18 protein-coding genes, 2 tRNA genes and 1 CRISPR repeat array are annotated in these 22,369 nt (G+C 70.3%); of the genes, 11 read left to right on the forward strand and 9 right to left on the reverse strand.

The annotated features are described in order from the left end of the window. Positions 1–3: 3 nt before the first annotated feature. Positions 4–1,314: direct repeats of the CRISPR family, unit length 29 nt; unit sequence GGTTGCCCCGCGCGAGCGGGGATAGGCCC. Positions 1,315–1,341: 27 nt separating this feature from the next. The 4 genes from Q392_RS32460 to Q392_RS26445 form a co-directional block, all read right to left on the reverse strand. Continuing rightward, positions 1,342–2,153, reverse strand: a protein-coding gene (locus tag Q392_RS32460) for an IS5 family transposase (protein ID WP_157008361.1) whose coding sequence is annotated in 2 segments (ribosomal slippage) — positions 1,342–1,820 and positions 1,820–2,153 — 813 coding nt in all. Because the reading frame shifts where the segments join, the coding sequence is not laid out codon by codon here. A 586-nt stretch (positions 2,154–2,739) separates the two neighbouring features. Next, positions 2,740–2,816: transfer RNA gene (locus Q392_RS26435), tRNA-Arg, on the reverse strand. 27 nt (positions 2,817–2,843) lie between these two features. After that, positions 2,844–2,920: transfer RNA gene (locus tag Q392_RS26440), tRNA-Pro, on the reverse strand. A gap of 14 nt (positions 2,921–2,934) precedes the next feature. Next, positions 2,935–3,639: a glutathione S-transferase family protein gene (locus Q392_RS26445; RefSeq protein WP_038215756.1), complete on the reverse strand. Its 705-nt coding sequence runs from the start codon at positions 3,637–3,639 to the stop codon at positions 2,935–2,937. A gap of 166 nt (positions 3,640–3,805) precedes the next feature. Here Q392_RS26445 and Q392_RS26450 point away from each other — a divergent pair, with 166 nt between their 5' ends. From Q392_RS26450 to Q392_RS26460, 3 genes are all read left to right on the forward strand, one after another. Further along, the gene (locus tag Q392_RS26450) at positions 3,806–4,642 is read left to right on the forward strand and encodes a GNAT family N-acetyltransferase (protein ID WP_038215759.1); all 837 of its coding nucleotides are present in this window, start codon (positions 3,806–3,808) and stop codon (positions 4,640–4,642) included. 114 nt (positions 4,643–4,756) lie between these two features. Beyond that, positions 4,757–6,979, forward strand: a complete 2,223-nt coding sequence (gene ppk1 / locus Q392_RS26455; RefSeq protein WP_084217432.1) for a polyphosphate kinase 1 — start codon at positions 4,757–4,759, stop codon at positions 6,977–6,979. Between the two features lie 97 nt (positions 6,980–7,076). Beyond that, positions 7,077–7,538 (forward strand): SixA phosphatase family protein, encoded by a 462-nt coding sequence (locus Q392_RS26460; protein ID WP_038215762.1) that lies wholly within the window; start codon positions 7,077–7,079, stop codon positions 7,536–7,538. 21 nt (positions 7,539–7,559) lie between these two features. Here the strand turns inward: Q392_RS26460 and Q392_RS26465 are convergent, their stop codons facing one another. Next, complete coding sequence (locus tag Q392_RS26465) at positions 7,560–9,080, reverse strand: Ppx/GppA phosphatase family protein (protein WP_038215766.1); 1,521 nt, start codon at positions 9,078–9,080, stop codon at positions 7,560–7,562. Positions 9,081–9,310: 230 nt separating this feature from the next. On the opposite strand from Q392_RS26465, the gene pstS reads away from it, so the two are divergent. The 7 genes from pstS to phoR all read left to right on the forward strand — a co-directional run bounded on the left by pstS (position 9,311) and on the right by phoR (position 16,066). Continuing rightward, the gene (pstS, locus tag Q392_RS26470; protein WP_038215768.1) at positions 9,311–10,345 is read left to right on the forward strand and encodes a phosphate ABC transporter substrate-binding protein PstS; all 1,035 of its coding nucleotides are present in this window, start codon (positions 9,311–9,313) and stop codon (positions 10,343–10,345) included. A 201-nt stretch (positions 10,346–10,546) separates the two neighbouring features. Continuing rightward, entirely contained in the window at positions 10,547–11,470 is a 924-nt protein-coding gene (gene pstC, locus Q392_RS26475; RefSeq protein ID WP_245610853.1) for a phosphate ABC transporter permease subunit PstC, read from the forward strand. After that, positions 11,467–12,351: a phosphate ABC transporter permease PstA gene (gene pstA, locus Q392_RS26480; RefSeq protein WP_084217433.1), complete on the forward strand. Its 885-nt coding sequence runs from the start codon at positions 11,467–11,469 to the stop codon at positions 12,349–12,351. Before pstC ends, pstA begins: the two co-directional genes overlap by 4 nt. Positions 12,352–12,365: 14 nt before the next feature. Continuing rightward, positions 12,366–13,148 carry a phosphate ABC transporter ATP-binding protein PstB gene (gene pstB, locus Q392_RS26485; protein ID WP_038215769.1) on the forward strand — a complete coding sequence of 261 codons (783 nt, stop codon included), beginning with the start codon at positions 12,366–12,368 and terminating at the stop codon, positions 13,146–13,148. Positions 13,149–13,165: 17 nt separating this feature from the next. After that, positions 13,166–13,867, forward strand: coding sequence for a phosphate signaling complex protein PhoU (gene phoU, locus Q392_RS26490; RefSeq protein WP_038215771.1), 702 nt, complete (start codon positions 13,166–13,168; stop codon positions 13,865–13,867). A gap of 82 nt (positions 13,868–13,949) precedes the next feature. Further along, the gene (phoB, locus tag Q392_RS26495) at positions 13,950–14,642 is read left to right on the forward strand and encodes a phosphate regulon transcriptional regulator PhoB (RefSeq protein ID WP_038215773.1); all 693 of its coding nucleotides are present in this window, start codon (positions 13,950–13,952) and stop codon (positions 14,640–14,642) included. A 62-nt stretch (positions 14,643–14,704) separates the two neighbouring features. Further along, entirely contained in the window at positions 14,705–16,066 is a 1,362-nt protein-coding gene (gene phoR / locus Q392_RS26500; RefSeq protein ID WP_051953991.1) for a phosphate regulon sensor histidine kinase PhoR, read from the forward strand. A gap of 25 nt (positions 16,067–16,091) precedes the next feature. On the opposite strand, the gene Q392_RS26505 is transcribed toward phoR, so the two are convergent. The 3 genes from Q392_RS26505 to Q392_RS26515 form a co-directional block, all read right to left on the reverse strand. Next, positions 16,092–17,483, reverse strand: a complete 1,392-nt coding sequence (locus tag Q392_RS26505; RefSeq protein WP_038215774.1) for an MATE family efflux transporter — start codon at positions 17,481–17,483, stop codon at positions 16,092–16,094. A gap of 118 nt (positions 17,484–17,601) precedes the next feature. Continuing rightward, the gene (locus tag Q392_RS26510) at positions 17,602–19,341 is read right to left on the reverse strand and encodes a hypothetical protein (RefSeq protein ID WP_038215777.1); all 1,740 of its coding nucleotides are present in this window, start codon (positions 19,339–19,341) and stop codon (positions 17,602–17,604) included. Positions 19,342–19,438: 97 nt separating this feature from the next. Then, entirely contained in the window at positions 19,439–19,699 is a 261-nt protein-coding gene (locus Q392_RS26515; protein ID WP_038215781.1) for a type B 50S ribosomal protein L31, read from the reverse strand. Between the two features lie 110 nt (positions 19,700–19,809). Here Q392_RS26515 and Q392_RS26520 point away from each other — a divergent pair, with 110 nt between their 5' ends. Further along, positions 19,810–20,898 carry an oxidoreductase gene (locus tag Q392_RS26520; RefSeq protein WP_051953992.1) on the forward strand — a complete coding sequence of 363 codons (1,089 nt, stop codon included), beginning with the start codon at positions 19,810–19,812 and terminating at the stop codon, positions 20,896–20,898. Between the two features lie 14 nt (positions 20,899–20,912). Here Q392_RS26520 and rho read toward each other — a convergent pair whose 3' ends face one another. Beyond that, a complete protein-coding gene (rho, locus tag Q392_RS26525; RefSeq protein ID WP_038215784.1) occupies positions 20,913–22,178 on the reverse strand; it encodes a transcription termination factor Rho in 1,266 nt (421 codons plus the stop codon). Positions 22,179–22,369 lie beyond the last annotated feature (191 nt).

Genomic DNA, 22,369 nt, shown 5'->3' on the forward strand with positions numbered 1-22,369 from the left:
GCGGGTTGCCCCGCGCGAGCGGGGATAGGCCCTCCGAAGGCCAGCACCTCTTGCCGATGGTGGAGGTTGCCCCGCGCGAGCGGGGATAGGCCCGTGCGGCTGTTCTCCAGGCCGACAGCAGACACGGTTGCCCCGCGCGAGCGGGGATAGGCCCCGCGGGAGAAGGGCTACAAGCTGGCCGACGCGGGTTGCCCCGCGCGAGCGGGGATAGGCCCTCCAGGCCCAGGCTGATAGCCAGCCTCAGCGCGGTTGCCCCGCGCGAGCGGGGATAGGCCCGAGATTGCGTAGACCCGTCATGTTCAGGTGGCGGTTGCCCCGCGCGAGCGGGGATAGGCCCCCATCGGCGGTGGGAGAGTCCGCCCAACCAGGGGTTGCCCCGCGCGAGCGGGGATAGGCCCACGTCGTAGTCGTCTTCCGGCTCTGCGAGCCAGGTTGCCCCGCGCGAGCGGGGATAGGCCCAACTTGGACAAGGTCCGCAAGGGGCGCTCCTTGGTTGCCCCGCGCGAGCGGGGATAGGCCCGAGACGATCAAGATGGTGCGCGCTGCTCTGGAGGTTGCCCCGCGCGAGCGGGGATAGGCCCGGCAAGCCGCTGGACCCGCGCCGCTTCGGTCCGGTTGCCCCGCGCGAGCGGGGATAGGCCCCTGCCCGCCTTGGGCCAGGCCCTCGAAGGCGGGGTTGCCCCGCGCGAGCGGGGATAGGCCCTACCGCGACCAGTCCATGGAAAGGGCGGTGGCGGTTGCCCCGCGCGAGCGGGGATAGGCCCTCGTCCACGAACATCTTCTGCCCGTTGAAGTCGGTTGCCCCGCGCGAGCGGGGATAGGCCCCTGATGTATCCGCCGATCTTCGCGGCGGTGGAGGTTGCCCCGCGCGAGCGGGGATAGGCCCCTGCAGCGCAACGCCGAGCGCAAGCTGGTGAAGGTTGCCCCGCGCGAGCGGGGATAGGCCCTATGACGGGATCGTCGGGAATCTAGACATCCTGGTTGCCCCGCGCGAGCGGGGATAGGCCCCAGTACGGTGAGCTGGCGGCGCTCGCTGAGGGGGTTGCCCCGCGCGAGCGGGGATAGGCCCGCACCCCAGCACGTCATCGACAGCTGTGCCGAGGTTGCCCCGCGCGAGCGGGGATAGGCCCACGTCGGCGGTCATGCCCTGCGGGCCGTTGACGGTTGCCCCGCGCGAGCGGGGATAGGCCCCGCGGTGAGGTGAAGTAGTCCCCGTTGCTGGCGGTTGCCCCGCGCGAGCGGGGATAGGCCCTCGCTTCGCAGGCTTATTAGCCGCGGCTATGCGGTTGCCCCGCGCGAGCGGGGATAGGCCCCTTCCAGCAGGGCGCGGCCTAAGAGCGGCTAACACAACCGTATCAAGGATCGGACGCAGATGACACTACAAGCCAAGGAGAGTAAGGCCACATGAGTGTGGATGCTTCGCTCGAAGCGCACGCGCAGCTTGCCAAAGGCGGCCAGCCAGGCATGCGAGCGTTCCACGACCCAGCGATGGCGCCCGAGCCGATCGTTGCGCTCGATTCCCCTGCGGGCAATGCGATCGACGATGCCCCGGCGCTTGAGGTGCGCCCGACAGCGCGCAAAGTCGTAGCCCTTGTCTGCATGCAGCTTGCCCGGCCAGCGGCGCGGCCTGCCGCGCTTTCCCCGCACATCGGGCAAGGCATCGACCAACTGCTCGAAGACCACCGAATCGTGCCGGTTGGCGCCGGTGACGCAGAACATCAGCGGGATGCCCTGGCGATCCGTGATGAGGTGGCGCTTGCTGCCGAGTTTGCCCCTGTCGGTCGGGTTGGGGCCCGTGTGCGATCCCCCCGGGGGCTGGGGACGCTGGCCGCATCTAGGCTGGCTCGGCTGAAGTCGAGTCGCCCGGCACTGCGTAGCTCGGCCAACAACAGCAGATGCAGTTGGTGCCACACCCCCGCGTCCTGCCATTGGCGCAGCCGCCGCCAGCACGTCATGCCGCTGCCAAAGCCCAACTGCTGGGGCAACTCTTCCCAGGGGATGCCGGTGCGCAGCACGAACAGAATGCCGTTGAGAGCCTGCTCGTCGCTCACTCGCGGACGCCCGCCCTTGGCCGAGGGCACGAAGACCGGTAGCAAAGGCTCGATCTTCTTGAACAGCGCCGCGCTGATTTCCCTGTTCTTGTTTCGACTCATGCATCGTCAAACGCCGATCAGGCGATTGACGATGACAGGGTTGTGTTAGCCGTTCTAAGTCGCACGTAGGTTGCCCCGCGCGAGCGGGGATAGGCCCCACGGCCATCCTCCCCCATCTGCCCCGCTCCAGGTTGCCCCGCGCGAGCGGGGATAGGCCCGATGTGGTCGTAGACCGCGTGACGATGTCCTGGGTGAGGTTGAAGCTGTGTGCGAGCCGCGCGTTCTGGCTGGTGGCGTAAGCCCGCAGCCGACATCGTAAGCACGCGCGTTGTACAGGTTGCCCCGCGCGAGCGGGGATCGCTCCGGGAGCCGATGTGCACGGCGCTGCCGGCAGCGGTTTACGTCAAGGCGGGGCAGGCGAGAAGCTATGCGGACTGGGCGTTTGTGTATGACGGGGCGCCTTGATCAGTGGAGCACCTGCTTCAGGTTTGATGCCCCCAGCCATTTGTCTTCTGCCCCCAAAAGTGCCCCCACGTGTCCCTGGATTCAGTCATACTTGCCTGGACGACTTTGGACGTTCATTGCGAGTTCTCAGAGGGGGACATGCAAAATCCTGGACGCTGTCGGACGATTGCGGACCTTGAATTGGCCTGCCCGGAGGGGCTCGAACCCCCGACCTGCTGCTTAGAAGGCAGCTGCTCTATCCAGTTGAGCTACGGGCAGAGTCCGGGACGGACGCCGGAAAAGAAATGGTCGGAGCGGCGGGATTCGAACTCGCGACCCTCTGCTCCCAAAGCAGATGCGCTACCAGGCTGCGCTACGCTCCGACAAGCGCGCGATTCTATCGTTTCTGGTATTGGGTCTTGCCGAAGAGGATGTCGCGCGACCTGTCGTCGGTGAGCGGCTTGCGCAGGTCGGCCATGACCTGCACGGCGCGCTGCACGGCCGGCCGCCCGGCGATGGCGTCGAACCACTTCTTCAGGTGGGGGTAGTCGGTGAGCACGATGCCCTGGTTCTGCCAGCTGCGCAGCCACGGGAAGATGGCGATGTCGGCGATGCTGTAGTCGTCGCCAGCGATCCAGGGCGTGCGGCCCAACTGCCGGTCGATCACGCCGTACAGGCGCTTCGCCTCGTTGGTGTAGCGGTCGATGGCGTAGGGGATCTTCTCGGGCGCGTACAGGCGGAAGTGGTGCGCCTGGCCCAGCATGGGGCCGACGCCGCCCATCTGGAACATCAGCCACTGCAGCACCTGGTAGCGCGCGCGGTCGCCTTCGGGCAGGAAGCGGCCGGTCTTGCCCGCCAGGTAGACGAGGATGGCGCCGGACTCGAACAGCGAGATCGGCTGCCCGTCCGGGCCCTGCGGGTCGACGATGGCCGGGATCTTGTTGTTCGGGCTGATCGCCAGGAAGCCGGGCTCGAACTGCTCGCCCTTGCCGATGTTGACGGGGTGCACGCGCCAGGGCAGGCCGCACTCCTCCAGCATGATGTGGACCTTGTGGCCGTTGGGCGTGGGCCAGGAATGGACTTCGATCGGCGCTTGGGGCATGGCAGGGCGGGGGAGGGTGAGGAACAGGCGCGCCAGCTTATACCGGGCGGCGCCATGGCGCCCGCCGTCATGCAATTGCCACAGTCATGACATGCGCGCTTCATGGGGCCTGCGCAGACTGCCGCGCAACCCGCAGTCAAAGCCCTTTTTTCTTCCGAAGCACCGAATGAAAGAACTCCCGACGCCGACCCTCGCCCTGGCCCGCCTCGGGCTGCGCGGCACCGTGTGGCCCGAGGCCGCCGCCCCCGCCGCGCCGCCGGCCGCGCCCGCGGCGTCCTCCGGCCTGACGGTCGGCTGGGCCCGCCACCAGGACGAGGTCCGCGCCGCGCAGCGGCTGCGCCACGAGGTGTTCGCCGGCGAGATGGGCGCGCGCCTGGCCACGCCGCTGCCGGGCCACGACGTGGACCTGTTCGACGATTTCTGCGAGCACCTGCTGGTGCGCGAGGAGGCCACCGGCCGCGTGATCGGCACCTACCGCGTGCTCACGCCCGCGCAGGCGCGACGGGTCGGCGGCACCTACAGCGACACCGAGTTCGACCTCACCCGCCTGCGCAGCCTGCGCACGCGCATGGTGGAGCTGGGCCGAAGCTGCGTGCACCGCGACCACCGCCAGGGCGGGGTGATCCTGGCGCTGTGGGGGGCACTGGCGGACTTCATGCACCGCAACCGGCTGGACACCATGATCGGCTGCGCCAGCATCCCGATGAACTGGCATGGCGCCGCCTGCGGCGACGCGGCCGCCAGCATCTGGCGCCAGGTGTCGGCCACGCACATGGCGCCCATCGAGTACCAGGTGCAGCCGCGCCTGCCGCTGCCGGTGGACCGGCTCGACGGCACGCTGCCGGTGGAGCCGCCGGCGCTGATCCGCGGCTACCTGCGCCTGGGCGCGCGCGTGCTGGGCGCACCGGCCTGGGACCCGGACTTCAACACCGCCGACCTGCCCATGCTGCTGCGCATCGCCGACCTGCCGCCGCGCTGGCGGCGCCAGTTCGGCGCCGCCTGAGGCCGTCGGGGGCGCGGGCCGGGTGGTGTCTGTCACGAGAATGTCATGTGGCTGAATGACACTTCCATGACAGTTGTTCATGCGACTGTCATGTCAGTCCCCCAACCGCCCGCCATGCCATCGAATTCCGAGCCCGCGCGCGACACCGCCCCACGCGACGCCGTCCCGTCGACCGAACTCCCCGCGGTGCCGCCGCTGCCGGCGCCGCCGCCCGTGCGGCCGGCGGTCCGGCCCGCGCCGGCGCTGCTCGACCGCGACCACAGCATCCTCGCTTTCAACCGCCGCGTGCTCAACTGGGCCGAGCGGCCCGAGGTGCCGCTGCTGGAGCGCCTGCGCTACCTGTGCATCGTCTCGTCCAACCTGGATGAGTTCTTCGAGGTGCGCGCCGCGCCGCACCTGCAGGCGGCGGCCGCGGGCGAGCTCACGGGCAACTACACCACCGGGTCCTTCGAGCGCCTGGCCGACGCGGCGCACGCGCTGGTCGAGCGCCAGTACGCGCTGTACAACGACGAGCTGCTGCCCGCCTTCGCGCGCGAGGGCATCCAGGTCATCTCGCACGGCCGGCGCGACGCGGCGCAGCGCAAGTGGGTGCAGGAGTACTTCGAGCGCGAGGTGCGGCCGCTCTTGGTGCCGGTGGGCCTGGACCCGGCGCACCCCTTCCCGCAGGTGGCCAACAAGACGCTGAACTTCATCGTGCGGCTGGCCGGCAAGGACGCCTTCGGCCGCGAGAACCCGATCGCCATCCTCAAGGTGCCGCGCGTGCTGCCGCGCCTGATCCGCATGCCGGCCAGGGTCTCGGGCGGCAAGACGCTGGTGGTGGCGCTGTCCAGCATCGTGCGGGCACACCTGCATTCCATGTTCCCGGGGCGCGAGGTGGGCGAGTTCTCGCAGTTCCGCGTCACCCGCCACTCGGACCTGGCGGTGGACGAGGAGGACGTGAAGAACCTGCGCACCGCGCTGCGCCAGGGCCTGCAGCACCGGCACTACGGGCAGGCCGTGCGGCTGGAGGTCTCCAGCAGTTGCGCGGAGTCGCTGGCGAGCTTCCTGCTCGCGCAGTTCAACCTGCCGCCGCAGGCGCTGTACCGCGTGCACGGGCCGGTGAACCTCGCGCGCTTCGCGCAGCTGGTCGACCTGGCCGACGAGCCGCGCTTCAAGGAACTGCACTTCCCGCCCTACGTGCCGTCCTACCCCCTGCATCTCTCGCCCGGCCAGTCCTTCTTCGACCGGCTGCAACGCGGCGACGTGATGATCCACCAGCCCTTCGAGAGCTTCGACGGCGTGCTCGACTTCCTGCGCGAGGCGGTGAGCGACCCCGACGTGCTGGCCATCCGCCAGACCATCTACCGCACCGGCGCCGACTCGGAGCTGATGGACCTGTTGCGCGAGGCGGTGCGCCGCGGCAAGGAGGTCATGGTGGTGCTGGAGCTGAAGGCCCGCTTCGACGAGGAGGCCAACATCAACTGGGCCGAGGCGCTGGAGTCCATCGGCGCGCAGGTGGTGTATGGCGTGGTCGGCCTGAAGACGCACGCCAAGATGCTGCTCGTCACCCGGCGCGAGGGCCGCCGGCTGGTGCGCTACGGGCACCTGTCGACCGGCAACTACAACCCGAGGACGGCGCGCCTGTACACCGACATCAGCCACCTCACGGCCGACCCGCTGCTCACCGCCGACATGGAGGCCGTCTTCGTCCACCTGGCCGGCCTGAGCCGCCTGCCGAAGATGAACCGCATGTGGGTGGCGCCTTTCCACCTGCACCGGCAGCTGGTCGAGCGCATCGACGCCGTGGCCGACGCCGCGGCAGCCGGGCAGGACGCGCGCATCGTGGCCAAGATGAACGCGCTGACCGACGAGGCGCTGATCGCCGCGCTGCTGCGCGCCGGACGGCGCGGCGTGCGCATCGACCTCATCGTGCGCGGCGCCTGCATGCTGCCGGCGCAGGTGCCGGGCGTGAGCGAGAACATCCGCGTGCGCTCGATCATCGGGCGCTTCCTGGAGCACTCGCGCGTCTTCTACTTCCGCACCGGCGAGGACGAGGACCTGTACCTGTCCAGCGCCGACTGGATGAACCGCAACATGATGCGCCGCGTCGAGCTGGCCTGGCCGGTGACCGACCCGGTGCTGCGCCAGCGCCTGATCGACGAGTGCCTGGTGGCCTACCTGCACGACGGCCGCGACGCCTGGGAACTGGGCGCCGACGGCGTGTACCGCCGGGTGGACGGCGACACGCATCCCGGCGAGGAGGGCGCCTCGCGCGCGATCGAGGCGCATGGCGCGCAGCAGGCGCTGATGGACCGCTACGCCTCCCGCGGCCGTACCCGCGAAGCCCTGCGCGACTGAACGAGACCGATGAAACAGACCCCCAACTCACCGCTTCGCGGTTCGCTGCCCCCCAAGGGGGCGCGTCAGTGCCTTCGGGCGGCCGGGCGGCACTGACATGGACCTGATCCTCTGGCGCCACGCCGAAGCCGAAGACTGGACCGAGGGCTGCGACGACCTGGAGCGTTCGCTCACGGGCCGCGGCGAGAAGCAGGCCAAGCGCATGGCCGCCTGGCTGGACCGCCAGCTGCCCGACGGCACGCGCATCCTCTGCAGCCCGGCACGCCGCTGCGAGCAGACCGTGCTGGCGCTGGGCCGCAAGTACAAGCTGCGACCGGAACTGGCGCCCGAGGCGACGGCCGACGGGCTGCTGGAGGCCGTCGGCTGGCCCAACGGCAAGTCGGTGATGCTGCTGGTGGGCCACCAGCCGGCGCTCGGCCAGGTGGTGGCGCGGCTGATGGGCCTGAAGCAGGACAGCTGCGCCGTGCGCAAGGGCTCGGTGTGGTGGCTGCGCACCCGCGAGCGCGACGGCGAGGTGCAGACGGTGATGGTGACCGTCCAGGCGCCGGAACTGATGTAGCCGGGCGGCGCCGCGCCGCGCTCAGCGCACGTCCAGCGCCAGTTGCCAGCCGCTTTTCTGCCAGGCCAGCACTTCCTCGCGCAGCAGGTGGGCCGACTGCGGATGCCGCTCGGCCCAGTCGGCCGTGCAGCGGATGCCGAAGGCGCGCAGGCCGGCCGCTTCCAGGGTCAGTGCGCCGGGAGCCGGGTCGCGCCGCGCGTGGCACAGGATGACCGCCAGCCGCAGCGACAGCAGCTGCGCGGCGAAGGCCTCGTCGGCGGCCAGCGAGGCTTCCACCTTGCGCAGCTTGCCGCGGTGGCCCAGCACGAGCTGGCTGAGCACGTGCATCTCGTTGACGGTGAAGCCCGGCGCATCGACGTTGTCCAGCACGTAGGCGCCGTGCTTGTGGTAGTCGCTGTGCGAGATCTGCATGCCCACCTCGTGCAGCTGCGCCGCCCAGCGCAGCTTGCGCAGGCTGCGGCCGGCGCGGCTGGTGGTGGCGCCGCCGCGCGCCTCGGGCACGAGCTGCAGGTACAGCGCCGAGGCGGTGTCGCCCACGCGCCGCGCCTGCTGCGCGTCGGCGCCGAAGCGCGAGGCCAGCCGCTGGACGGCGCTGTCGCGCAGGTCCGCCACGCCTTCGTCGCGCTCCAGCAGTTCGTACAGCACGCCGTGGCGCAGGGCGCCCTGCGCCACGTTCATGCGCTCGATGTCCAGCAGCGAGAAGAGCGCCCGCAGCACGGCCAGGCCGCCGCCGATGACGGCCTTGCGGTCTTCGCGCAGGCCCTCCAGGCGCAGCTTGTCGGCGCTGCCGGCCTTGAGCAGACGCTCCAGCAGCCAGTCCAGCCCCTCGCGCGTGACCACGCCCGGCGCGCCGCCCGCGGCGGCGAGGATGTCGCCCACCGCGCCGATGGTGCCGGAGGCCCCGTAGGCCACGTCCCAGCGGTCGCGCGTGCAGAAGCCGAGGGTGTCGTCCAGCACCGCCTGCGCGGCGATCTCGGCGTGGCGGAAGGCGCTGGCGGTGAACTGGCCCTGGGCGAAGTGCTTCATCGACCAGGCGACGCTGCCCACGCGGTAGGACTCGGTCGCCAGCGGCTCCAGCCGCTGGCCGACGATCAGTTCGGTGGAGCGGCCGCCGATGTCGATGACCAGCCTGCGCTCGGCATCGCTCGCCTCGCCCTGCGGCAGCAGGTGCGCCACGCCCTGGTAGATCAGGCGCGCTTCCTCGCGGCCGGGAATGACGTCGATGCCGAAGCCCAGCACGGTGCGCGCGCGCAGCAGGAACTCGTCGCGGTTGCGCGCCTCGCGCAGCGTCTGCGTGGCCACGGCGCGCACCTGGGCGCGCTTGAAGCCGGCCAGTCGCTCGCCGAAGCGGGCCAGCGCGTCCCAGCCGCGCTGCATCGCCTCGGGCGTGAGGTTGCGTGCGCTGTCCAGGCCATTGCCCAGGCGCACGGTTTCCTTGTGGTATTCGCTGCGGTGGATCTGGTCGTGGTCCACCTGCCCGATTTCGAGGCGGAAGCTGTTCGAGCCGAGGTCGACGGCGGCGAGGCGGGTGCCGTTCTGCATGAAAGAGGTGCCGGGCAAAGCCTGGATGGTAACGGCGCGCCCGGGGCCGCCATGGTGTGCGGGCCGTGTGACAACCGCGTGACGGCGTCATCTTCCGTTCACGGCGGCGAATGCGTTCCTCACTCGGCAGCGCGGCATTTTTTCGTGTCACATCGCTGTCACACAAGCTTCCTACAGTCCGCGGCAACCCCCGATCCGGGGCGCATGACTCCCTTCGAAAGGAAGCCCGAATGAACACCATCCTCCGATTCGCCTCCGTCGGCCTGGCCGCGGCCACCGCCTTCTCCGCTGCCTTCGCGCAGGAAGCCACCGGCGCCGGCGCCAGCTTCCCGGCACCGCTGTACGCCAAGTGGGCGGCCGACTTCAACAAGGCCACCGGCGTGAAGATCAACTACCAGTCGGTCGGCTCCGGCGCCGGCCTCAAGCAGATCGAGGCCAAGACGGTGGACTTCGGCGCCTCCGACGCGCCGCTCAAGGACGAGGACCTCAGCGCCAAGGGCCTGCTGCAGTTCCCCACCGTGATCGGCGGCGTGATCCCCGTCGTGAACATCCAGGGCATCAAGCCGGGCGAGCTCAAGCTCAGCGGCCAGGTGCTGGGCGACATCTACCTGGGCAAGATCACCAAGTGGAACGACCCGGCCATCAAGGCACTCAACGGCTCGCTGAACCTGCCCGACGCCGCCATCGCCCCGGTGCGTCGCGCCGACGGCTCCGGCACCAGCTTCCTGTTCACCAACTACCTGAGCAAGGTCAACGCCGAGTGGAAGGACAAGGTGGGCGAGGGCACCGCCGTGAACTGGCCGACCGGCGCCGGCGGCAAGGGCAACGAGGGCGTGGCCGCCTTCGTGGGCCGCCTGCCCAACTCGATCGGCTACGTCGAGTACGCCTACGTCAAGCAGAACAAGATGACCTACGCGCTGCTGCAGAACCAGGCCGGCAAGTTCGTCGCGCCCGATGACGCCGCCTTCAAGGCCGCCGCCGCCGGCGCCGCCTGGGACAAGAGCTTCTACCAGATCCTGACCAACCAGCCGGGCGAGGGTTCGTGGCCCATCACCGGCGCGACCTTCATCCTGGTGCACAAGGTGCAGGACAAGCCGGCCCAGGGTTCGACCGTGCTGCGCTTCTTCGACTGGGCCTACAAGAACGGCGACAAGACCGCCGGCGACCTGGACTACGTGCCGATGCCCGCCAGCGTGAAGACGGCCATCGTCAAGGCCTGGTCCGACGTCAAGGACGGCCAGGGCAAGTCGATCGCGCTGGACTGATCGCCGCCGCCCGCACACACAAGAAGAAACCACGAGGGCCGGCCGTTGAGTGCAAGCACCTTGCCTGAGCGCCGGCCCGCAACGGAGCACGCCTTGTCTTCCACCCTCACGGCCGACCCCGGCGCGCTGGACCTGAACCCGGCCCGCGCCGGCGCGCGCGCGGCCACGCCTCCCCCCGCCAAGAAGGCCCGCTCGGGCCCGATGGCCGACCGGCTCTTCGGCTGGGCCGCCAAGGGCGCCGCGCTGCTGACGCTGGCGCTGCTCATCGGCATCCTGCTGTCGCTCATCGTCGGCGCCTGGCCCGCGATCGCCAAGTACGGCCTGGGCTTCCTCACCAGCAGCGTGTGGGACCCGGTCACCAACGAGTACGGCGGCCTGGTGATGATCTACGGCACGTTGGCCACCTCGCTCATCGCGCTGGTGATCGCCGTGCCGGTGAGCTTCGGCATCGCGCTGTTCCTCACCGAGCTGTCGCCCTCCTGGCTCAAGCGCCCGCTGGGCACCGCCATCGAACTGCTGGCCGCGGTGCCGTCCATCGTGTACGGCATGTGGGGCCTGCTGGTGTTCGGGCCGATCCTCTCGACCTGGGTGCAGCAGCCGCTGCAGAAGCTGCTGGCGGGCGTGCCGTACCTGGGCGCGCTGGTGTCGGGCCCGCCGGTGGGCATCGGCATCCTGTCGGCCGGGATCATCCTGGCCATCATGATCATCCCCTTCATCGCCTCGGTGATGCGCGACGTGTTCGAGGTCACGCCGCCGCTGCTGAAGGAGTCCGCCTACGGCCTGGGCTCGACCACCTGGGAGGTGGTGAGCAAGGTCGTGCTGCCCTACACCAAGGCCGGCGTCGTCGGCGGCATCATGCTCGGACTGGGCCGGGCGCTGGGCGAGACGATGGCCGTCACCTTCGTCATCGGCAACATGAACCAGCTCAACTCGCTGTCGTTGTTCGAGGCGGCCAACAGCATCACTTCGGCCCTGGCCAACGAGTTCGCCGAAGCCGGCGCCGGCCTGCACCAGGCGGCGCTGATGTACCTGGGCCTGGTGCTGTTCTTCATCACCTTCGTCGTGCTGTCGCTGTCCAAGCTGCTGCTGGCGCGCATGAAGAAGAGCGAGGGGAAGGCATCGTGACTACAGCGGAAGCACTTCTTCAGGCCAAGACGCTGGCCGATACGCGCCAGGCCAAGTTCGCGGCGCGCAGCCGCCTCAACAAGGTGGCGCTCGCGCTGTCGCTGGCGGCCATGGCCTTCGGCGTGTTCTGGCTGATCTGGATCCTCTGGGAGACGCTGCGCCTGGGCCTGGGCGGCCTGTCGCTGGCGACCTTCACCGAGATGACGCCGCCGCCGAACGAGGAGGGCGGCATCCTCAACGCCATCTTCGGCTCCATCGTCATGGTGGGCCTGGCCACCTTCGTGGGCACGCCCATCGGCATCCTGGCCGGCATCTATCTGGCCGAGTACAACCCGCGCGGCTGGCTGGCCGCCGTGGTGCGCTTCGTCAACGACATCCTGCTGTCGGCGCCCTCGATCGTGATCGGCCTGTTCGTCTATGCGGTGGCGGTGGCGCGCTTCCAGGGCTTCTCGGCACTGGCCGGGGCCATGGCGCTGGCGCTCATCACCATCCCGGTGGTGATCCGCACCACCGAGAACATGCTGCAGCTGGTGCCGCCGGGCCTGCGCGAGGCGGCCTACGCGCTGGGCACGCCCAAGTGGAAGGTGATCCTGTCGATCACGCTGCGCGCCGCGCGCGCCGGTGTCGTCACGGGCATCCTGCTGGCCGTGGCCCGCATCGCCGGCGAGACGGCTCCGCTGCTGTTCACCGCGCTGAGCAACCAGTTCTGGACCAGCAACATCACGCAGCCGATGGCCAGTCTGCCGGTGACCATCTTCAAGTTCGCGATGAGCCCCTACGAGAACTGGCAGAAGCTGGCCTGGGCTGGCGTCTTCCTCATCACCATCGCGGTGCTCGCGCTGAACATCCTGGCGCGCGTGCTGACCCGCAACAAGAACTGAACTACACACACATCATGGTTGCCACCGCTGCTGCACAGGCCCCGCGCGCCAAGATCGCCGTCAAGGACCTGAACTTCTACTACGGCAAGTTCCACGCGCTCAAGAGCATCAACCTGCAGATCCCGGAGAACAAGGTCACCGCCTTCATCGGGCCCTCGGGCTGCGGCAAGTCCACGCTGCTGCGCACCTTCAACCGCATGTTCGAGCTGTACCCGGAGCAGCGCGCCGAGGGCGCGATCGAGCTGGACGGCGAGAACCTGCTGACCAGCCGGCAGGACGTGGCGCTGATCCGCGCCAAGGTCGGCATGGTGTTCCAGAAGCCCACGCCCTTCCCGATGTCGATCTACGACAACATCGCCTTCGGCGTGCGGCTGTTCGAGAACCTCTCGGCCTCCGAGATGGACGACCGCGTCGAGTGGGCGCTGAAGAAGGCGGCCCTGTGGACCGAGGTGCGCGACAAGCTGCAGCAAAGCGGATCGGGCCTCTCGGGCGGGCAGCAGCAGCGCCTGTGCATCGCCCGCGGCATCGCCATCAAGCCCGAGGTGCTGCTGCTGGACGAGCCCTGCTCGGCGCTGGACCCGATCTCCACCGCCAAGATCGAGGAGCTGATTGCCGAGCTGAAGAACGAGTACACGGTCGTGATCGTGACGCACAACATGCAGCAGGCCGCCCGCTGCAGCGACTACACGGCCTACATGTACCTGGGCGACCTGATCGAGTTCGGCCCCACGGAGCAGATGTTCTTCAAGCCGCAGCGCAAGGAGACCGAGGACTACATCACCGGCCGCTTCGGCTGACCGCAAGGAGAGACGAGATGCCCGACAAGCACCTTTCGACCCAGTTCGACAGCGAACTCAACACCGTCTCCTCGCGCGTGATGGAGCTGGGCGGCATGGCCGAGTCGCAGATCCGGCTGGCCATCCATGCGCTGCTGCACTTCGACGGCGAGACGGCCCAGCGCGTGATGGACACCGAGGCGCGCGTGAACGCGATGGAGATCGAGATCGACCGCGAGCTGTCCTCGATCATCGCCCGCCGCCAGCCGACGGCGCGCGACCTGCGCCTCTTGATCGCCATCTCCAAGACCACCGCCAACCTGGAGCGCGTGGGCGACGAGGCCAACAAGATCGCCCGCCTGGTCAAGTCCGTCATCGACAACGGCACGGCGCGCTCGGTGCCGGCGTCGGAGCTGCGCATCGCGGCCGACCTGGCCTCGGGCCTGCTGCGCAAGGCGCTGGACGCCTTCGCGCGGCTGGACACCGCGGCGGCGCTGTCGATCCTGAAGGACGACGACCTGATCGACCAGGAGTTCGACGGCTTCGTGCGCAAGCTGGTCACCTACATGATGGAAGACCCGCGCACCATTTCCGCGGGCCTGGACCTGTTGTTCGTCGCCAAGGCCATCGAGCGCATCGGCGACCACGCGAAGAACATCGCCGAGTTCATCATCTATGTCGTCAAGGGCGCCGACGTGCGGCACACTTCGATGCAAGAGATCGAATCAGCGCTTCAATGAAGACGTTTGGCCCCCACGCTCCCCACTTCGTGTGGTCGCTGCCCCCCGAGGGGGCGCTTTTTCGTCTTGGGGCGGCCCGGCGATGAAAAAACCCAGAGTCCTGATCGTCGAGGACGAGTCCTCCATCGCCGAGCTGCTGGCCGTGAACCTGCGGCACAACGGCTTCGAGCCGATCTGGGCCGAGGACGGCGACAGCGCCCAGCGCGAGATCGACGCCGTGCTGCCGGACCTGATCCTGCTCGACTGGATGCTGCCCGGCCAGAGCGGCCTGCAACTGGCGCGCCAGTGGCGCAAGGACAGCCGCACCAAGGCCGTGCCCATCCTCATGCTCACCGCCCGCGGCGACGAGCCCGACAAGGTGGCGGGCCTGGACGCCGGCGCCGACGACTACATCACCAAGCCCTTCTCCACGCAGGAGATGCTGGCGCGCATCCGCGCCGTGCTGCGGCGCCGGGCGCCCGAGGTGGCCAGCGAGCGCGTGGAGGTGGGCGAGCTGGCGCTGGACAGCGCCACCCACCGCGTCACCTGGCAGGGCACGCCGCTGAAGATGGGGCCGACGGAGTTCAAGCTGCTGGCCTACCTGATGCAGAACGCCGAGCGCGTGCACAGCCGCTCGCAGCTGCTCGACAAGGTCTGGGGCGACCACGTCTTCATCGAGGAGCGCACGGTGGACGTGCACGTCAAGCGCCTGCGCGAGTCGCTGGGCGCGGCCGCCGCCATGGTCGAGACGGTGCGCGGCGCCGGCTACCGCTTCACTGCGCAGGCCACCGTCTGATGCCTGCTTGAGCGAGGGCCCAGCCCGCGTGCGCGGGGAGCGGGCCGGATAATCGCGATCCCATGCCGCTTCGATTCCTCACCTTCCTGGTCGCCGCCTGCGCGGGCGCGGCCGTCGCCGTCGCCGCGCTCGGCTGGCGGCAGTGGGGCTGGGGCGCCATGGCCGGCGCGCTGGCCTGGCTGGCGCTCGACGCATGGCAGGCCTCGCGTCTGCTGAGCGCGCTGCGGGCCGAAGGCGCACCCATGCCGGCGCGTGGCTTCGGCCTGTGGGGCGAACTGGCCGAGCGCATCCGCAAGCAATTGCGCCTGCGCGAGCAGCAGACGCGGCAGGCGCAGGACCGGCTCGACGAATTCCTGCAGGCCATCCAGGCCTCGCCCAACGGCGTCGTGCTGCTCGACGAGCAGGGCCGCATCGAGTGGTGCAACCAGACGGCGGCCGCGCAACTGGGCATCGACGCCGGGCGCGACCTGCAGCAGCACCTGGGCAACCTGGTGCGCGACCCGGCGTTCGTCGCCTACCTGGCCTCGTGGAACTACAGCCGCGACGTGGTGATCGACGCGCCCTCGGCGCAGCGCACCGCGCACGGCCATCCGATGCGCCTGTCGGTGCAGGTGCATCCCTATGCCGGCAGCCGGCGCATGCTGCTCACGCGCGACATCACGGCGCTGGAGCAGGCCGAGGCGATGCGGCGCGACTTCGTGGCGAACGTCTCGCACGAGATCCGCACGCCGCTGACGGTGCTGACCGGCTTCGTCGAGACGCTGCAGAGCCTGCCGCTGGAGGCCGACGAGCGCGCCCGCTACCTGGGCCTGATGGGCCAGCAGGCGCAGCGCATGGGCACACTGGTGCAGGACCTGCTCACCCTGTCGCGGCTGGAAGGCAGCGCCGCCCCGGCCATGAACCAGTGGACGCGCGCCAAGGCGCTGCTGGCGCATTGCGAGGACGAGGCGCGCGGCCTGTCGGGCCGGCTCTCGGCCAAGGGGCACCGGCTGTCTTTCGCACTGGAGGCCGACTCCGAGCTGGCCGGCAATGCCACCGAGCTGCAGAGCGCGATGTCCAACCTGGTGAGCAACGCCGTGCGCTACACGCCGCCGGGCGGCGAGGTGGCGGTGAGCTGGCGCGTGCTGCCCGACGGCCGCGGCGAGTTCGCCGTGCGCGACACCGGCCCGGGCATCGCGGCCGAGCACATCCCGCGGCTGACCGAACGCTTCTACCGCGTCGACCGCAGCCGCTCGCGCGAGACCGGCGGCACGGGCCTGGGCCTGGCGATCGTCAAGCACATCGCCCAGCGGCACGGCGCGCAGTTGCGCATCGAGAGCACGCTGGGGCAGGGCTCGCGCTTCGTCCTGCATTTCCCGGTGACGCGGGTGCGCGAGGCGCGGGCGGCAACGCTGGCCGGGACCGCGCTGCACGGGGTGCCGTAGCGGACCGCTGCCGCCCTGCGGCGTCTCAGCGGCCGCCCGGCCGGGCACTGAAGGCCAGAGCGTCCGCCCGCGTACCTGTCAGCACGCGCGCCAGCAGCAGCAGGAACAGCATCGCCGTCATCGCCAGCGCGGCCGAGCTCATGATCCAGAAGGCCAGCGGCGAGGCCATCGCCGGCCAGGGGCCCAGGCCGCGGTAGGCCAGCAGGTAGCTGCCGCCCAGCCCGATGCCCCACAGCAGCGTGCAGTAGATCGCCAGCGGCAGCACCGTCACGCGGTAGCAGCGCAGCACGAACACGCACAGCGTCTGCACGGCGTCGGCCAGGTGGTAGGCGGCGGTGGCCATCAGCAGCGTGGCCGCCAGGGCGGCCACCGTCGCATCCGACGAATACAGCCCGGCCAGCGGTCCGCGGGCCAGCACCATCGCGGCGGCGCAGGCCAGGGCGCCGGCCAGCGTCAGCTCGAAGCCCTGGCGGTAGGCGTGCCGGGCGCGGGCCGGGTCGCCTGCGCCCAGCCAGTGGCTCACGCGGGCGCTGGTGGCCAGGCCCATCGACAGCGGCACCATGTAGGCGACGGCAGTGAGGTTCGACGCGATCTGGTGCGCCGCCGCGGCGGCCGTGCCCAGGCGGGCGATGAACAGCGCCATCAGCGTGAACGAGGTCACCTCCACCAGCACCGAGAGGCCGCCGGGCACGCCCAGCCGGGCGAACTGGCGCAGCTGCCGCCAGTCGGGCCGCTCCATGCCCCGCCACAGGCGCAGTTCTCGATACAGCGGCTGCGTGCGCATCAGCCACAGGGCCAACGCGAGCATCAGCCAGTTGACGGCCACCGTCGCCAGGCCGCAGCCGACCAGGCCCAGCGCCGGGACGCCCAGGCCGCCGAAGGTCCACCAGATCGACAGCGGCAGCTTCACCGCGAGCGCGCCGATCTGCAGCCAGGTGACCAGCCGCGGGTGGCCCAGGCTCTGGTTGAGCGTGCTGTAGAGGCGGAACAGCAGCGCGGGCGGCAGCGCCAGCGCCAGCACCGCCAGGTAGCGCGTCACCTCGGCCTGCATCGCGGCCGGCACGTCGGTCCAGCGCAGCAGCGGCTCGGGGTGCAGCAGCACGATCAGGCCGAGCGCGACGGCCGCCGCCGCGACGTACAGCGACTGGCGCACCGAGCGGCCGACCTCGGCCCGCCGGCCGGCGCCGCTCAGCTCGGCCCAGATCGGCAGCAGCGCCTGCAGCCCGCCCATGAGCGACACGAACACGCTGATGAAGATGGCCGAGCCGACCGACAGTGCCGCCAGCGCGTCCTGGGCGAAGCGGCCCGCCACCACCGTGTCGGTGACGCCGAAGGCCATCACGGCCAGCTGCCCGGCCAGCACCGTGCCGGCATGGCGCGCGATCAGGCCGCGCTCGCCCGGGGCGGCTCGGCTCAATGGAGGACCTCCGTGCTTCGCACGGCGGTGCGAGCCCCTTCGGAGCGGCCGGGCAGGGGCGTTGGGGTGCCTTCGCCTCCGGCTGCGGTGCGAGCGCCTTCGGGCGGCCGGGCGGCGCTCATGGCGCCTTCGCCACGTGCTCGAACAGCAGCAGGTCGTCGCTGGGGCTGGTGGGCCGGCGGAAGGTGCCGGCGAAGCGCCACTGCTCCAGGCTGACGATGAGGTGCAGCGTGGGCAGGGCCTCGGGGCTGACCAGCAGCCAGCCGCAGGTCGAGTGGGAGTTGACCGGCTGCAGCGGGAAGCGGCCGTGGTGGCGCAGCGCCGCGATGTGCGCCCGGCTCAGGCCCAGCTCGGCGACGCAGGCCGGCTTGCCGATGCGCGCGGCGATGGCGCCGACCTGCGGCGCATAGCTGCGCGCGTAGTCCAGCAGCGGCAGCCACAGCGTCATCAGCAGCAGCCAGCACAGGGCGGCGCCGCCGGCGGGCATCACCAGCGTCTTCCACAGCGCGGCGCGGTGGCGGCCGGTGCGCCAGCGCACCAGGGCGATCCAGGCGACGGTGCCGGCCGCCGCGAAGAGGAAGGCCAGGCCGGAGAACTCCGGCGTGAAGCCCGGCGCCAGCTTCGCCACGTTGGCCGCCGGCTTGGCCGGCACGCCGGTGTGCAGCGAGATCCAGTAGACCCAGATGAACAGCGCGCAGCCCGAGAAGAAGAGCAGGGTGAACCAGTCGATCAGCGCCGACACGCTGCGCCGGAAGGTGGGCAGCGCGAAGGCCGCGAGCGTGGCCAGGGCCGGCAGGCCCAGCAGCAGCGAGCGGTCGGACGATCCGGTGAACAGGGTGCTGAACATCACCACCAGCACCAGCCACAGCGGCACCGCCACGTGGCGCGCCGTCAGCTGCAGCCGCCAGCGCCACAGCGTCCACAGCGCCAGCGGCCAGGCCGGCCAGGTGAACCACACCAGCAGTTTCAGCAGGCTGCGCCACTCCGCGGCAGCAGAGGCGCCCGGCTGCGCGCCGGGCCAGGCCAGGCGCCAGTGGAGCTGGTGCAGCGCCGCCGCCACCGCGAGGGCGGCCAGCAGCCAGGCGGCCATCGTGGCGATGGCCGGGATGGAATAGGTGGGGGCAGGGTGGTCGCCGCCGTCCGGCTCCTGCGGGCGCAGGCGCCTTTCGCGCAGGGCCAGCGCCAGCAGGCCGGCGCCCGACGCCAGGCCCAGCGCGGGCGCGCCGCTCAGCGCCAGGCCGAGGCTGCCGACGCCGAAGGCGATCATGGGCGCGGCCCGGCGATAGGGCAGCGCCGCCGCGCCGTAGAACAGGCAGCTGACGAAGAACAGCTGGGCCAGCGCCGGGGTCGTCTCGTGCCCCAGCTGGGCCAGGCCCAGGCAGGCGATCAGGGCCAGCAGGCCGCCGTCGGCGATGGCGCGCGCGTAGTCGGTCGGGCGCGCCTCGCCGCCGAAGGCGAAGGCCACCGGCTGCGCGCGCGGGGTGCGGGCGAGATAGTAGACGGCGTACCAGGTGGCCGAGAAGGTGCCCCACAGCATCAGGGCGAACACCACGCGCACCGCCAGGTCCGGCCGCAGCCAGGGCATCCACTGGATGGCCCAGGCGCCCAGCCAGTAGGGCAGCAGCGCGGGGATCTCGGGGCGCAGCCCGAGCAGGTGGGGGTCGAACCAGCGGGCCAGCCCGGCGCCGCCCTCGGCCAGCGCCGCCATGTAGCCGAAGGCGGCCACATCGGCGCTCTTCCAGGGCCCGCGCCCCACCAGGCCCGGCAGCAGGTAGGCCGCGCACAGCAGCAGCAGTGCCACGCGCGGCAGGCGGCGCGCGGCGCTCTGGGTGACGATGGCGGGCGTGGGCTGGTTCAAGGCGCGAAGGCGGTGGCGGCGCGGGCCGGAAATGAAAAGGGCAGCGCGGTCACCCGGGCTGCCCTGGCACCGACAGGCGGCGCGTCGTCAGTGGTTCTTACTTGGACAGCGCGGTCTTGCCGAAGCGGTTGCGGAAGCGCTCCACGCGGCCGCCCATGTTGTCCACCGACTTCTGCGTGCCGGTGTAGAAGGGGTGCGATTCGCTGGAGGTGTCCAGCTTGTACAGCGGGTATTCCTTGCCTTCGAAGGTGTCGGTTTCCTTCGTGTTCACGCACGAACGGGTGACGAACTTGAAGCCGTTGGACAGGTCCACGAAGAGGACTTCGCGGTAGTCGGGATGGATGCCTTCTTTGGCCATGATGGTTTTCCTTGGAGGTCGATGCGAGAGCCACACAACGCAGGCATGCCGGGCATGAAAGCGGCGCACTTTTCGCGGGAAGCCTTCAATTATCGCATACTGGCGCGGCCATGAGTCAAATCGAACCTGCAAGAGACGCCGGCACGAGCCCCATCGGGGTGGGATTGGTCGGCTACGGCTTCGCCGGCCAGACCTTCCATGCCCCGGTGCTGGCAGCCGTGCCGGGCCTGCGGCTGGCGGCGGTGGCCAGCTCGCAGCCCGACAAGGTGCGCCGCGACTGGCCGCAGGCCGCGGTGGTGCCCGACGTGCATGCGCTGGTGGCACGCCAGGACGTGGAACTGGTCGTCGTCGCCACGCCCAACGCCCAGCACCACCCGGTGGCCCGCGCGGCCCTGCTGGCCGGCCGGCACGTGGTGGTCGACAAGCCCTTCACCCTCGATGCCGCCGAGGCACGCGATCTGGCGGCGATGGCCACGCACCTGCGGCGCGTGCTCTCGGTCTACCAGAACCGGCGCTTCGACGCCGATTTCCTGACGCTGCGGGAGGTGCTGGCGCGCGGCCGCGTGGGGCGCCCCGTGTACTTCGAGTCGCACTTCGACCGCTACCGTCCCGGAGTGCGCGAGCGCTGGCGCGAACAGGACGTGCCCGGCGCCGGCCTCTGGGTCGACCTCGGCGCGCACCTGCTGGACCAGGCGGTGCAGCTTTTCGGCCGCCCGGACACGCTGCAGCTCGACACCGCGAAGCTGCGCGATGGCGCCCGCGTCGAGGACCATTTCCATGCGCTGCTGCGTTACGAATCGGGCGCAGCGGCGCCGCTGCGGGTGGCGCTGCACGCGACCGCCCTGGCCGCCCACCCGGCGCCGCGTTACCTGCTGCACGGCACGCTGGGCAGCTACGTGAAGCACGGGGTGGACCTGCAGGAGGATGCGCTGCGCGCCGGCGGCCGGCCAGGCGGCGAGGACTGGGGCGTGGACGTCCGGGAAGGGGAACTGGCGTTGCCGCAGGACGACGGCAGCATGCGCGTCGAGGCCGTGCCGAATCTGCGCGGCGACTACACCCGCTTCTACGCCGCGGTGCGCGACGCGATCCTCGGGCGCGGCGCGGCGCCCGTCACCGCCGACGAGGCGGTGGACCTGATGGAACTGCTGGACCTGGGCCGGCGCAGCGCGCGCGAAGGCCGGGCGCTCGCCGTGCGCTGAAGAAGGGCGGAGGCCTAGCCGCCGCGGCGCATCATGTCGAAGAATTCGACGTTGGTCTTGGTGGCCTTCATGCTCTTGAGCACCATCTCCATCGCCTCGATCTCGTCCATGTTGTACATGAACTGGCGCAGGATGCGGGTCTTCTGCAGCACCTCGGGCGCCAGCAGCAGTTCCTCGCGGCGGGTGCCGCTGCGGTTGAGCTGGATGGAGGGGAAGACGCGCTTCTCGTACAGGCGCCGGTCGAGGTGGATTTCGCTGTTGCCGGTGCCCTTGAACTCCTCGAAGATCACCTCGTCCATGCGGCTGCCGGTGTCGATCAGCGCGGTGCCGATGATGGTCAGCGAGCCGCCTTCCTCCACGTTGCGGGCGGCGCCCAGGAAGCGCTTGGGCCGGTGCAGGGCGTTGGCGTCCACGCCGCCGGTGAGCACCTTGCCGGAGGACGGCACCACGTTGTTGTAGGCGCGGGCCAGGCGGGTGATCGAGTCGAGCATGATCACCACGTCCTTCTTCAGCTCGACCAGGCGCTTGGCGCGCTCGATCACCATCTCGGCCACGTGCACGTGGCGCGCGGCGGGCTCGTCGAAGGTGGAGGCGATCACCTCGCCCTTGATCGAGCGCTGCATCTCCGTCACTTCTTCCGGCCGCTCGTCCACCAGCAGCACCATCAGGTGCGTCTCGGGGTAGTTGGTGCTGATGGCGTGGGCGATGTGCTGCATCATCACCGTCTTGCCGCTCTTGGGCGGCGCCACCAGCAGCGCGCGCTGGCCTTTGCCGATGGGCGCGATGATGTCGATGATGCGCCCGGTGATGTTCTCGTCGCCTTTGAAGTTCTCGCGCTCGAGCTTCATCTGCTCCTTGGGGAACAGCGGCGTGAGGTTCTCGAACATCACCTTGTGCTTGTTCGCCTCGGGCGCGCCGTCGTTCACCTTGTCGAGCTTGGTCAGCGCGAAGTAGCGCTCGCCGTCCTTGGGGATGCGCACCTCGCCCTCGATCATGTCGCCGGTGTGCAGGTTGAAGCGGCGCACCTGGCTGGGGCTGATGTAGATGTCGTCGGTGCTGGCGGTGAAGCTGGTGTCGGGGCTGCGCAGGAAGCCGAAGCCGTCGGGCAGGATCTCCAGCACGCCGTCGGCAAACACCTGCTCGCCGGCCTTCGCGCGCTTCTTGATGAGGGCGAACATCAGCTCCTGCTTGCGCATGCGGCTGGCGTTGTCGATTTCGAGCGCTTCGGCCTGCTTCAGGAGTTCGGAGACGTGCAGTGCCTTGAGTTCGTTCAGGTGCATGGAATGGCCCCGCGTGGGGAATTCGTGGAAGGAGGACGGCGGGAGAGGGGGAGGGGGCTTGCAGCGGGGCGAGATGTGTGCCCCGGAAACCCTGGAACTCGAACCGTGCCCTTGGGTCGGGGCCGGCGATTGGTGAGTGATTATGACAGGAAAAAAGACAGGCGGCCGAGGCATTGCGCGCCCGGCCGCCC

Source organism: Xenophilus azovorans DSM 13620, from assembly GCF_000745855.1.
GTDB classification, from domain to species: Bacteria; Pseudomonadota; Gammaproteobacteria; order Burkholderiales; family Burkholderiaceae_C; genus Xenophilus; species Xenophilus azovorans.

Coding starts and splice junctions, on each gene's coding strand:
- Q392_RS26445 (WP_038215756.1), bottom strand. CDS start 3,639: ATGCCCCAAGCGCCGATCGAAGTCCATTCCTGGCCCACGCCCAACGGC.
- Q392_RS26450 (WP_038215759.1), top strand. CDS start 3,806: ATGAAAGAACTCCCGACGCCGACCCTCGCCCTGGCCCGCCTCGGGCTG.
- ppk1 (WP_084217432.1), top strand. CDS start 4,757: ATGCCATCGAATTCCGAGCCCGCGCGCGACACCGCCCCACGCGACGCC.
- Q392_RS26460 (WP_038215762.1), top strand. CDS start 7,077: ATGGACCTGATCCTCTGGCGCCACGCCGAAGCCGAAGACTGGACCGAG.
- Q392_RS26465 (WP_038215766.1), bottom strand. CDS start 9,080: ATGCAGAACGGCACCCGCCTCGCCGCCGTCGACCTCGGCTCGAACAGC.
- pstS (WP_038215768.1), top strand. CDS start 9,311: ATGAACACCATCCTCCGATTCGCCTCCGTCGGCCTGGCCGCGGCCACC.
- pstC (WP_245610853.1), top strand. CDS start 10,547: ATGGCCGACCGGCTCTTCGGCTGGGCCGCCAAGGGCGCCGCGCTGCTG.
- pstB (WP_038215769.1), top strand. CDS start 12,366: ATGGTTGCCACCGCTGCTGCACAGGCCCCGCGCGCCAAGATCGCCGTC.
- phoU (WP_038215771.1), top strand. CDS start 13,166: ATGCCCGACAAGCACCTTTCGACCCAGTTCGACAGCGAACTCAACACC.
- phoB (WP_038215773.1), top strand. CDS start 13,950: ATGAAAAAACCCAGAGTCCTGATCGTCGAGGACGAGTCCTCCATCGCC.
- phoR (WP_051953991.1), top strand. CDS start 14,705: ATGCCGCTTCGATTCCTCACCTTCCTGGTCGCCGCCTGCGCGGGCGCG.
- Q392_RS26515 (WP_038215781.1), bottom strand. CDS start 19,699: ATGGCCAAAGAAGGCATCCATCCCGACTACCGCGAAGTCCTCTTCGTG.
- Q392_RS26520 (WP_051953992.1), top strand. CDS start 19,810: ATGAGTCAAATCGAACCTGCAAGAGACGCCGGCACGAGCCCCATCGGG.
- rho (WP_038215784.1), bottom strand. CDS start 22,178: ATGCACCTGAACGAACTCAAGGCACTGCACGTCTCCGAACTCCTGAAG.